The sequence below is a fragment of the Saccharibacillus sp. CPCC 101409 genome (assembly GCF_030518235.1).
Lineage (GTDB): Bacteria > Bacillota > Bacilli > Paenibacillales > Paenibacillaceae > Saccharibacillus.
In genome coordinates this window covers 791,008-802,390 of sequence record NZ_JAULSA010000002.1, presented here as the reverse complement: position 1 = coordinate 802,390, position 11,383 = coordinate 791,008, and the positions used below count along the sequence as shown (strand labels likewise).

The 11,383-nt window shown below is 59.9% G+C and carries 10 protein-coding genes; 4 read left to right on the top strand and 6 right to left on the bottom strand.

What is annotated here, in order from left to right; genetic code table 11:
* Nucleotides 1–7 precede the first annotated feature (7 nt).
* The 3 genes from QWJ34_RS07810 to leuC form a co-directional block, all read right to left on the bottom strand.
* The gene (locus QWJ34_RS07810) at nt 8–1,420 is read right to left on the bottom strand and encodes an N-acetylmuramoyl-L-alanine amidase family protein (protein WP_302726662.1); all 1,413 of its coding nucleotides are present in this window, start codon (nt 1,418–1,420) and stop codon (nt 8–10) included.
* A 390-nt stretch (nt 1,421–1,810) separates the two neighbouring features.
* Nucleotides 1,811–2,413, bottom strand: a complete 603-nt coding sequence (gene leuD / locus QWJ34_RS07805) for a 3-isopropylmalate dehydratase small subunit (protein WP_302726661.1) — start codon at nt 2,411–2,413, stop codon at nt 1,811–1,813.
* Nucleotides 2,414–2,445: 32 nt separating this feature from the next.
* The gene (gene leuC, locus QWJ34_RS07800) at nt 2,446–3,867 is read right to left on the bottom strand and encodes a 3-isopropylmalate dehydratase large subunit (RefSeq protein ID WP_302726660.1); all 1,422 of its coding nucleotides are present in this window, start codon (nt 3,865–3,867) and stop codon (nt 2,446–2,448) included.
* A gap of 195 nt (nt 3,868–4,062) precedes the next feature.
* Between leuC and QWJ34_RS07795 the strand changes: the two genes are divergently transcribed.
* The 4 genes from QWJ34_RS07795 (at nt 4,063) to proC (ending at nt 8,879) form a co-directional block, all read left to right on the top strand.
* Entirely contained in the window at nt 4,063–4,983 is a 921-nt protein-coding gene (locus QWJ34_RS07795) for a LysR family transcriptional regulator (RefSeq protein WP_302726659.1), read from the top strand.
* A 495-nt stretch (nt 4,984–5,478) separates the two neighbouring features.
* Nucleotides 5,479–6,585 (top strand): glutamate 5-kinase, encoded by a 1,107-nt coding sequence (gene proB, locus QWJ34_RS07790; protein WP_302726658.1) that lies wholly within the window; start codon nt 5,479–5,481, stop codon nt 6,583–6,585.
* A 46-nt stretch (nt 6,586–6,631) separates the two neighbouring features.
* Nucleotides 6,632–7,933 carry a glutamate-5-semialdehyde dehydrogenase gene (locus QWJ34_RS07785; RefSeq protein WP_302726656.1) on the top strand — a complete coding sequence of 434 codons (1,302 nt, stop codon included), beginning with the start codon at nt 6,632–6,634 and terminating at the stop codon, nt 7,931–7,933.
* 79 nt (nt 7,934–8,012) lie between these two features.
* The gene (gene proC / locus QWJ34_RS07780; protein WP_302726654.1) at nt 8,013–8,879 is read left to right on the top strand and encodes a pyrroline-5-carboxylate reductase; all 867 of its coding nucleotides are present in this window, start codon (nt 8,013–8,015) and stop codon (nt 8,877–8,879) included.
* A 132-nt stretch (nt 8,880–9,011) separates the two neighbouring features.
* Here proC and QWJ34_RS07775 read toward each other — a convergent pair whose 3' ends face one another.
* From QWJ34_RS07775 to QWJ34_RS07765, 3 genes are read right to left on the bottom strand one after another with little or no spacing between them, the layout of a single operon-like run.
* Nucleotides 9,012–10,220 carry a hypothetical protein gene (locus QWJ34_RS07775; RefSeq protein WP_302726652.1) on the bottom strand — a complete coding sequence of 403 codons (1,209 nt, stop codon included), beginning with the start codon at nt 10,218–10,220 and terminating at the stop codon, nt 9,012–9,014.
* Entirely contained in the window at nt 10,201–10,668 is a 468-nt protein-coding gene (locus QWJ34_RS07770; RefSeq protein WP_302726650.1) for a hypothetical protein, read from the bottom strand. Before QWJ34_RS07770 ends, QWJ34_RS07775 begins: the two co-directional genes overlap by 20 nt.
* Nucleotides 10,665–11,198, bottom strand: coding sequence for an RNA polymerase sigma factor (locus QWJ34_RS07765; RefSeq protein ID WP_302726649.1), 534 nt, complete (start codon nt 11,196–11,198; stop codon nt 10,665–10,667). Before QWJ34_RS07765 ends, QWJ34_RS07770 begins: the two co-directional genes overlap by 4 nt.
* Between the last annotated feature and the right edge of the window lie 185 nt (nt 11,199–11,383).

Below are 11,383 nucleotides of genomic sequence, written 5' to 3'. Positions count from 1 at the left end.
ATGCTGCTTACAGTCCGAGATATTCGAGCAGTCCTTTGGCCAGCGCTTCCGCGACTTTCTGCTGGAAAGCGTCCGTTCTGATCTGCGCCGCTTCCGCCGCGTTGCTGACGAATCCGACTTCGACCAGCGAGGCCGGCATCGTCGTTTCGCGAATCACGTGGAAGTTGCCGTACTGGACTTTGCGGTCTTTGAAGCCGGTCGCCGCTACCAGATACTTATGCAGCGTGGTCGCCAGCGATTTGCTGTCGGCGCGCTGATAATACGTTTCGGTGCCGCTCGCCGAAGACGATCCGCTGTTGTGGTGAATCGACAGGAATACGTCGGCTTTGACGTTCTCGGCGACTTTTACCCGCTCCTTGAGTTCGAGGAACGTGTCGTCGCTGCGCGTCATCACCACGTCGATCTTCGAATTCTGCTTGAGGATTTTTTCCAGTTTGAGCGCGATAGCCAGATTGACGTCTTTTTCCCTTACGCCCGTCGGGCCGACTGCGCCCGGGTCCTGGTCGCCGTGTCCGGCGTCGATCACGATTACTTTCTTGCCGTTGCCGCCCACGCTGGTGTTCGGCGTTCCCGCCACTTTGTCCAGCGCGACGAAGATAGCCGTGCCTTCGGTCGTCAGCTTGTACGCATTCGCGCTCTTGAGGTCGATCACGACACGCACCGTCGAAGGCGAACTGCTGTACAGCGAGTAACGAACCTGCGAAACGTTCGCCGCATCCGTTACTTTAAGCGTCGAAACGTCGCCCAGCTTCATGCCGCCGCCGAAAGCCGCGCCGAACTTGGCATTCGGCAGATCGACGACGATACGGTCGCTGCCCGTCAGCACCGAATCCTGCGGCGTTACGGCTTTGCTCAGCGAGATCATCAGACGATTGTCGCTGAAGCTGATTGCGTTCACTTCCGCCGCGCCCGAAGCGGGATCGGCCGGAGTCGTCGTAACCGGCGTGGTCGTGCCCGGCACCGTTACCCCGACCGAACCCCCGCCCGCTCCGGCCGCAGAAGTCAAATACACGGTTTTGGCCGCGTTGTTCCACTTGATCTGAAGGCCCATCTGCGTACTCACGAACCGCAGCGGCACATAGGTCGTCGAATTCTGGACGATCGCCGGTTGGTCGAGCGTCACGGATTGAGCGTTTACCTGAGCCGTTTTCTGGTTAATGGTGAGTACGGTTTGACCCGCTTCTCCGATAATCGCGACCTGCTGCGCTTTCTGATCCCAGATCACCTGGTAGCCGAGTTCTTCGGACAAAACCCGAATCGGGACCATTGTCGATCCGCCGACCAGAACTGCTTCCGCGTTCGTCAGCTGCCGGTTGTCAAGATACACTTTGGTTCCCGAGGATGCCGCTTGTCCCGTATGCGGGAGCAAGAACATCAGCATCAGGACCGCCATCATTGCCGCTAAACCGTACTTTTTCATTGTCCACCTCTACCATTTTTCGCTTTTTTCGCCGGAATACCCGCTTGTCTCGTTTAAAAATAGAGACAAACGGCTACGATCCTACTCGCGCTTGCTCCCAAACGCCTTTTGGACCGCTTCCGAACCCTTGCCATCCCGACAGTTGCTCACGTTACCTTAGACGCGGACTTTTTTGGAAAGTTGCGGCGTTTTTTTTCGCATGTCCGAAATTCGGAGTTTTCCCTTTATTTCATATCGGCGTGGAGGCCTTGCAGAGATTAGCTTTCTCACAAAAAAGCCTTCTTCGCGGAGCGGCTTTTTTTAATTTTTATATGAACCTTCTCAACGCCTTAAAGCCCGCAGCGGAAGCTGCGGGCTTTCGAATGTGCGGAAGTCTCCTGCCCTACTTGGTCAGGCGTAAACCCGCTCGCTGCGTTTGGCTTCGAAGGCGGAGATCGCGTCTTCGTGCTGGAGCGTCAGGCCGATGTCGTCCAGGCCTTGCAGCAGGAACTGGCGGCGGTGTTCGTCCAGGTCGAAATCGATCTTGAGGTCGAATTCGTCGGTGAGCGTTTTGTCTTCAAGGTTTACATTCAGGCGGTAGCCTTCGTGCTCGGCGGTGCGGCTGAACAGATCTTGAACCTGCTCTTCGGACAACTTGATCGGCAGGATGCCGTTTTTGAAACAGTTGTTGTAGAAAATATCGGCGAACGAAGGCGCGATGACGCAGCGGAATCCGTAGTCCATGATCGCCCACGGCGCGTGTTCGCGGGACGAACCGCAGCCGAAGTTGGCGCGGGAGATCAGCACTTCCGCTCCCTGATAGCGCGGTTTGTTCATTTCGAACGAAGGGATTTCGCTGCCCGCTTCGTCGAAGCGCCATTCGAAGAACAGGAACTGGCCGAAGCCGGTCCGTTCGATCCGTTTCAGAAACTGCTTGGGGATGATCGCGTCCGTATCGACATTGACCCGGTCCACCGGAGCGACGAGCCCGTTTAATTGTTTGAATGCTTCCATAGATTAGTCTCCTCTTTTCGGGAATAGTCGGGTCAGCTGACGACTTCGGTCTTGAACGTCCAGTCGCGAACATCGGTAAATCGTCCGCGGATCGCGGCTGCGGCGGCCATAGCCGGCGAGACCAGATGGGTGCGTCCTCCGCGGCCCTGGCGGCCTTCGAAGTTGCGGTTCGACGTCGATGCGCAGCGCTGTCCCGGCTGCAGCACGTCCGGGTTCATCGCCAGGCACATGCTGCATCCCGCCTCGCGCCATTCGAAACCGGCTTCGCGGAATACGACGTCCAATCCTTCCTGTTCGGCCTGCAGCTTGACGCGGCCCGATCCCGGAACGACGATCGCGGTCACGTTCGCCGATACCTGATAGCCTTTGGCCACTTCGGCCGCGGCGCGCAGATCTTCGATCCGTCCGTTGGTACAGGAACCGATAAAGACGTAGTCGACCGGAATGTCGGACATTCTCGTGCCCGGCGCCAGATCCATATACTCCAGCGCTTTCTCGGCCGCGCGGCGTTCGTTCTCCGTCGTAAAGTTGGCCGGGTTCGGCACGACGGAATCGATATCCGTGCCCATGCCCGGGCTGGTGCCCCAGGTGACCTGCGGAATCAGCGAGTCGACGTCGAATTCGACGACGCGGTCGTACCCGGCGCCTTCGTCGGTAACGAGATTTTTCCAATCGGCCACCGCCGCTTCGAATGCCGCGCCCTGCGGCGCGTGTTCGCGGCCCTTGATGTAAGCGAACGTCGTTTCGTCCGGCGCGATCAGTCCCGCTCTCGCTCCGCCTTCGATCGACATATTGCAGACCGTCATGCGTTCTTCCATCGTCAGCTCGCGGATCGACTCGCCCGTGTACTCCAATACGTAGCCGGTCGCGAAGTCGGTGCCGTATTTGGCGATGACGCCCAGAATCATGTCCTTGGCGGTTACGCCCGGTTTGCGTTTGCCGACGAAGCGGACTTCCATCGTTTTGGACTTGCCCTGCTGGAGACACTGGGTCGCCAGCACGTGCTCCACTTCGCTCGTGCCGATCCCGAACGACAGCGCGCCGAACGCGCCGTGCGTGGAGGTATGGCTGTCGCCGCAGACGATCGTTTTGCCCGGATGGGTCAAGCCCAGTTCCGGTCCCATAACGTGCACGACGCCCTGGTCGATCGTGTCGAGGTCGAACAGCTTGACGCCGAAGTCTTTGCAGTTCTGCGTCAGCGTATCGATCTGCTGTTTGGAGATCGGGTCTTTGATATTGAAGCGGTCGGTCGTCGGCACGTTGTGGTCCATCGTGGCGAACGTGCGGTCCGGACGGCGGACCTGGCGGCCGCCGAGGCGCAGACCTTCGAACGCCTGCGGCGAAGTCACTTCGTGCACCAGGTGCAGGTCGATATAGATGATGCTCGGTTCGCCTTCTTTTTGATAGATGACGTGATTGTCCCAGATTTTCTCGTACAATGTCTTTTTGCTCATGTTTGTTCCCCCCGCGCTGGATTGGTACCGACCCGGACGCCTGCGCGCCGCCGGCTTTTTAGATTGGATTAAATATAACATGGTCATGACTCATTGTTCCAAGATATAATAACTATAATCGCGATAGGTTGTGCCTATAAAGTTAACGGTGCAGCAAAAAGCAATCCGAAACAATCGACGGAAGGAAGACCCATCATGGAACTTAGACAACTGCAATACGCGCTGATGATCGCCGCCGAACGCAATTTCTCGCGGGCCGCGGAGAAGCTCCATATTGCCCAGCCGTCGCTCAGCCAACAGCTTTCCAAGCTGGAAAAAGAGCTGGGCGTGCTGCTGTTCCAGCGCAATACGAGTACCGTCGAGCTGACGCACGCCGGCATGGAATTCATGAAGCGGGCGCAGCGGATCGTGGACGAAATGGAAATTCTGCGCGTCGAAATGGAAGACATCTCGCAGCTGCGCAAAGGACGGATTACCGTGGGCAGCATGCCGATCACCGGCTCGCATCTGCTGCCGCATGTGCTGCCCGCGTTCCGCACGGACTATCCCGGCATCGACGTGACGCTGCTAGAAGACACCTCTCACAATCTGGAACGGCTGACGGCGAGCGGCAAATCGGATATCAGCCTGCTGTCGCTCCCGCTAAACGAGCCGACGCTCGATTACGAGCCGATCGCCGACGAGCCGATCGATCTCGCCGTTCCGCCCGGCCACCGCCTCGCGCTGAGATCGGGCTCTTATCCGCTGGCCGGGGTCAGCATGCGCGAGCTGGAGCACGAGCCGTTTATTATTCTCAAGCAGGGGCAGGGGTTCCGCAAGATCGTACTGGATCTGTGCCGGGAAGCGGGCTACGAACCTCATGTGGTATTCGAAAGCAGCAATATGGAGACGCTTCAGTCTCTGGTGGCCGCGGGCATGGGCGTGACGCTCGTCCCCCGCTTCGTCGCCCGGGCCAAGCGCAGCGAGCTGCTTCCCGTTTATCTGCCGCTGGCCGATCCGGTGCCGAGCCGCACGCTTGTAATCGCCTACCGGCGCGGACGCTCGCTGTCCAAAGCGGCCGAAGCGTTCACCGATACGCTGCGTCGCACGATGGAGCAGCGGCTTTCGCTTCCTTGAGGCATCTTGCCTAACGGCGGCCTGCGTGCTATTCTAGGAAAAACCAAACGTTACACCGCAATGACGGGACCAGTACGAACGTATTCGCCTTTACAGAGAGTAAATTCCAATCGGACGAAAATTTCAACCTTTGAACAGAGTTAGTCTTCTATCGGAACGCAGTTCGCACTTTATCCGGTGCTTCTCTGCGTTCCCGAGCCGAAGATTCTAACCTCATCGGTTTCAATCTTCGTCTTTGGCTGAAAGAATTTACGGTGCGGATCGTTCCGAAACCTACCCCCGAGCGCTCCGGGCGAACAAGTCCGGACGGTCTCCCTCCGTTAACGGGGAAGCGAGCCGGACGGCGCAAGCCGTCAAACAAGGTGGTACCGCGGAAGCGCATTTCACAGCTTTCGTCCTTCGCGCAGATTATTTCTGCGCCCGGACGAAAGCTTTTTATGCTGCGCCGCTTGTTCTTCCCGGCTGACAGCGACACACGGAAAGAAGGAACGCATTATGCAAAAACGCATCGTAGTCAAAATCGGCAGCAGCTCGCTGACCGGCCCGCGCGGCGGACTGGACCATGCGGCGGTCGCCTACTTCGCGGGCGAGCTGGCGCAGCTCGCGGAGCGCGGCTATCATCCGCTACTGGTGACCTCGGGCGCCGTCGCCGCGGGATTTCGGGCGATCGGCTACAGGGAACGGCCCAAAAAGCTGCACGAAAAGCAGGCTTCGGCGGCCGTCGGACAGGCGCTGCTGATGAGAGCCTATCAGGAAGCGCTGGCGAAATACGACCGGGTCGCGGCGCAGATCCTGCTGACGCGGACGGACTTCCACAGCCGCAAACGCATCGGCAGCGCGGTCATGACGATCGAGGAACTGCTGGAGCGCGGCATTCTGCCGATCTTCAACGAGAACGATACGGTCTCGGTCGACGAACTTAAATTCGGCGACAACGATACGCTGTCCGCGCTTGTCGCGAATCTGGTCAAAGCGGACCGGCTGGTGATCCTGACCGATATGGACGGTCTGTACAGCGCGGACCCGCGGCACGATCCGGACGCGTTCAAATACGAAACGGTAGACGAGATCGACGACGAGATTTACCGGATGGCCGGCGGCGCCGGCTCGGGCGTCGGCACGGGCGGCATGCGCTCCAAGCTCGACGCGGCGCGCATCGCAACAAGAGGCGGCGTGCCGGTCTTTATCGGCCGTGCGGGCGAAAGCGGCGATCTGGCCGCGGCGGCCCAAGGCGCGGGACGCGGCACGCACTTTACGACGACGCTCTCGTCGATGCCGGTCAAAAAGCAGTGGCTCGGCTATCTGTCGCGCCCGCTCGGCGCGCTGATTGTCGATGCCGGCGCGCAGCGGGCGCTGACCGGAGAAGGACGCAGCCTGCTGCCGGTCGGCATCACCGGCGTCGAAGGACAGTTCCACGCCGGCGACGTGGTGGAGGTGCTGGGTCCGGACGGCGGTATCGTCGGCCGAGGCGTCGTCAATTACGACATGGAAGATTTGCAGAGCGTCTGCGGCTTGTCCGGCCCCGAAGTGCTGGACAAGCTCCAGGGACTGCACCGGCTGGAAGCCATCCACCGGGACGAATGGATTTCGCTGGGCCGATAACCCCGCACAGCGGGGATATATGAAGATCGATAAGGAGGAAAAGGATATGAGCGAACTGCGCATTAACGAAACATCGGCCGATCACTCGACTGAACGCCAAACCAGCGAGGTGCGAAGCAAAGCGCTGCTGGCGCAAACGGCCGCCCGCAAGCTGGCGTCGGTCTCCACGGACAAGAAAAACGCGGCGCTGCTGAAAATGGCCGACGTGCTCGTATCGGAGCGGGATTCGCTGATCGAAGCGAACCGCGAAGATCTGGAACGCGGACGCTCGCAGGGCACAAGCGAATCGCTGCTCGATCGCCTGATGCTGAGCGGGGAGCGGATCGCTTCGATCGCGGACGCGCTCAGACTGGTCGCGGATCTTCCCGACCCGACGGGACGGACGCTGGAGCGGTTCGAACGCCCGAACGGACTGCGTATCGAGAAGATCAGCGTGCCGCTCGGCGTGATCGGCATCGTATACGAAGCGCGCCCGAACGTCACGGTCGACGCGGCGGCGCTCTGCCTCAAGACCGGCAACGCCGTAGTGCTGCGCGGCGGCTCGGCCGCCCTTTCCACCAACCGGCGGATCGCGCAGGTGCTGCGCGAAGCTCTGGCCGGCACGGAGGTGCCGCCCGATGCGCTCCAGCTGATCGAAGACGCTTCGCGCTCTTCCGTCGACGAGATGCTGAAGCTGAACGGGCTGTTGGATGTGATTATTCCGCGCGGCGGACGCTCGCTGATCCAAAATGTCGTGCTGAATTCGACCGTGCCGGTCATCGAAACGGGCGCCGGCGTCTGCCATACGTATATCGACGAATCGGCGCGGCCGGACATGGCCGCTTCGATCGCGCTGAATGCGAAAGTGCAGCGTCCTTCGGTGTGCAACTCGATGGAAACGCTGATCGTGCACGCCGATTACGCGCGGCGCGAACTGCGCGGCCTCGCGGACGCGCTGCTGGAGCGCGGCGTCGAGCTGCGGGGAGACGAGCAAACGCGCAGTCTGGTTGCGGAAGCCAAGCCGGCGTCGGAAGAAGACTACGCCACGGAGTACAACGACTATATTTTGAATATCCGCATTGTGAACGATCTGGACGAAGCGCTGGCGCATGTCTCCCGATACGGCACCAAACATTCCGAAGCTATCGTCACCGAAAGCGACGTGAACGCGGTCCGCTTTCTGAACGAGATCGACGCCGCCGCCGTTTACCACAACGCCTCCACCCGCTTTACGGACGGCTTCGAATTCGGCTTCGGCGCGGAGATCGGCATCAGCACGCAGAAGCTGCACGCCCGCGGCCCGATGGGACTGCCGGCGCTCACTTCGTCCAAATATGTGGTGCGGGGAACCGGACAGATCCGGCCTTGAGTTTCGGATAAACGATTTATCCAGTCTCTATGCAGTCCCTATTCTTTTATTTCGCTTATCGGAAAGGATGAATTTCAACATGACCCAGACCCGCATGCTGATCGAAGACCGCATTTGCTTCTACGGGGCCGGTTCGATGGCCGAAGCCGTCGCCCGCGGCCTGATCGCCCGGGCGGTGATTGCGCCCACGCAAATTACGTTCCTGAACCGGAGCGACAGCGGACGGCTTGAAGACCTCAAGCAGCGCTACGGAACCGCCGCCACAAACGATCCCTCCGAGAAGCTCGACGCGCTGCGCTCCTCGCCGATCGTCATTCTGGCGATGAAGCCCAAAGACGCGGCCGAAGCGCTGAATCAGCTCGGCGCGCTGATCGGTCCACGCACGCTGGTCGTCTCGATGATCGCGGGCTTGTCGATCGCCACGATGCGCAAACTGCTCGGCCGCGAAGATCAGCCGATCGTGCGCACGATGCCGAATACGTCGAGCACGATCGGGCTGGGCGTTACCGGCCTTTCTTATTCCGAAGGCCTGTCCGACGAGCATCGCCGCACGGCCCGTTTGCTGTTCGAAGCAGTCGGCACGATCGTTGAAACGGACGAAGATAAGATCGATCCCCTGACGGGCATCTCCGGCAGCGGCCCGGCTTACGTCTATTATCTTATGGAAGCGCTGATCGAAGCGGCCGAGCTTGGAGGACTGACGCGCGAGCAGGCGCGCGAGATGACGGTCCAGACCGTGCTCGGCGCGGCCCAGATGGTCCGCCAAACCGGCGAAGAACCGGCCGAACTGCGGCGCAAAGTCACCTCGCCCAACGGAGCCACCCAGGCCGCGATCGCCAAGCTCGACGAGAGCGACTTCCGCGGAGCGGTGATCCGCGCCGCGCAGCGCTGCTCCGAACGCTCCGCGGAAATGGGCCGGGAGCTTGAAGACAAGCTCGGAAATTAAAGCAGAACCGGGATTCGCCGCGCGCAGCGGCCCGATCCGCCGCCGCTCTTTTTTACGCTTCGTCTAAAAAACCGCCCGCTCCGGAGATCGCTCTCCGGCCTGCGGGCGGTTTTTTGCCGTTCTTTTTGTCGCTTATGCGTTCTTCCGGCTTCGAATCAGCACAATGCCGCCGATCATCAGCAGAACCGGGACAATCGCCGGTTCGGCGTAATCGTAGATCACCCGAAGCTGCGCCAGTTTCCAGTGCATAAAAGCTTCCATCAGCACCAGCACCACGCGGTCGAAGATATAGTACACACCCAGCAGTACCAGGGCAATGCCGATCCAGCGGCGGTTCAACAGCAGGCTCTGGATCAGCGGTTTGTCAAACAGCGGCTCGCGCCCGTACCGTCCGATCTGCTGCAAAGCGTCGAAGAACGAATAGAACCAGATCAGCGGAACCAGGAATAGGAACAGCGAAAATCCCAGCACATCCAGCACGTAAATACTGCCGAAGAACAGCAGCATGAACTGCGCGCCGCGCTGCATCAATCCCATGTACATTTGACCGGCGCCCGGCACGACGGAAAGCACGAGCGCCAGCGTCCGGCTTTTATGCCCGCCTTCGCGGTCCATGTCCCATTGTTCGACCAGCGAGAAGTCCCGCACTTTTTCGCCGCGGCTTTTGCGCTCGGCCAACTGCACCGCGTCGAACATCCCATAGATCCAAACGATCGGCAGCACGCCCATGAACAGCAGAAACGCATGATTGTGCGTAATGCCGGTCAGGAACACAAGCGCGGTCGCCAGGCCGAAGAACGCCACCAGGAACGATACGCCCCGCTGAAGCAGCCCCATGTACAGATGGCCGAGTCCCGGCACAAAGCTCAGGATCACCGTATAGAAGCGCTCCGAATCGGAAAAAGACTCCGCGCCGCTCAGCATGCGCCCTTCGCCGATCGGCGGATAGGGCGGCCGGTCGGATTCTTCCGCTGCGAATTCCATATGCGCGTCCCGATCTTCGTCTCCCGCTTCGTTCCCGCGTTCGCGGTCGGGGTAAGACCGGTAATCGCGGCCGAGGCCGTAGTCCTCCGGCGGCACGTTGGAGGCCGGAGGACTGTTCAGCAGCACGATGACGATATCCAACATGCTGATGCACCAGACGATAAACACGCCGGCCAATCCCACCAGAATCCACTCGTTGTCGCCGGAGAGCACCGACAGCGCTATGCTCCCCAGCATTCCTGTACCGATCAGCAGGAAGTAAATAAAGATCCGGCCTTTGTTGCCCCAGTACAAATGTCCGAGCCCCGGGATGATATTCAGCAGCAGCGCCGCCACTTTACTTCGTTGTTGATTCATGCTCGTCTCCTTTCGCTTTCAACCCGCTCAGCCAGGACGAAGCACTCTCAGCCAGCTTTTCGGTATACGATACTTTGCCCGCTTCGCCCGCCGCGTGTCCAGCGCCTTCGCTCAAGCGATCGAACGCGCCGGTAAAGGTCAGCAGCAGCGCGGCGGCGGCGGCCATCGTGTAGAGCACGATCGGCTCGGTCCATTTTCCGCCGAAACGCCCCCGCTGCTCCCTCGTTTCTTCCGGAATGGCGTCCATGATCCGTTCGCTGAACGAATCTTCCGCCCGTAGCTCCGGCAGCAGCGCCCCGCAGCGTTCCAGCGCCGACAGATAGTGCCCGAATACGTCTTCGTCCCCGCTTTGCAGCAGCCGTTCCAATTGTTCCCGCTTCGCCTCCGGCAGCGTGCCGCGGATATAAGCTTCCCACGGTACCCGCAAGTCTTCTCTCCGATCGTTCACAGCCATTCCTCCTCCCGCCAGTGCTGCCGAATCCACATTCGGGCTCGGTATAATTTCGATTCGACGGTCTTGACCGTCACATGCAGCTCCGCCGAAATTTGTTCGTAGTTCTTGCCTTGAAAATAAAAAGCTTCGATTACCTCGCGGTGTCCGCCCGGCATCTCCATCATGCGCCGCTTGATCTCTTCCGCTCGCTCCTGCCGCAGTATCCGGGTCAGGGGAGCTTCTTCGCCCGAAGGCGCTTGAAGCAGCGCCGGTTCGGAATCGTACAGATCTTCGCGGCGGCGGTTCTGCTTGCGCTTGAAGTCGATCGCCTTGTTCAGCGCAATGCGGGAGATCCACGTCTTAAATCCCTGGGAACGGTAATCGGGGAGCGATTTATGAATCTGGATAAACACTTCCTGCGCTGCGTCTTCGGCATCCTTCTCGCTGCGCAGTACCGAGAAAGCAATCCGGAATACCGGCTGCCGATACGCATCGACCAGTTCGCGGAACGCGTCCCGGTCGCCGCGCAGAATGCGGCGAATCAATTCCTGTTCGTCAATCGGTGTCTCCCCCTTTCCCGCCTGTATAGACGCGCCTGCCGGATCAACCCCTGCACATAAGCGGCACAAAATTCGATTTTTGTTCGGTCCGCCGCTTTTATTGTACACATCCGCCCCGTCCCACAGCGTTAGAGCGCGCAAAAAAGACCGAAATCGCGGCGGCGATTTCG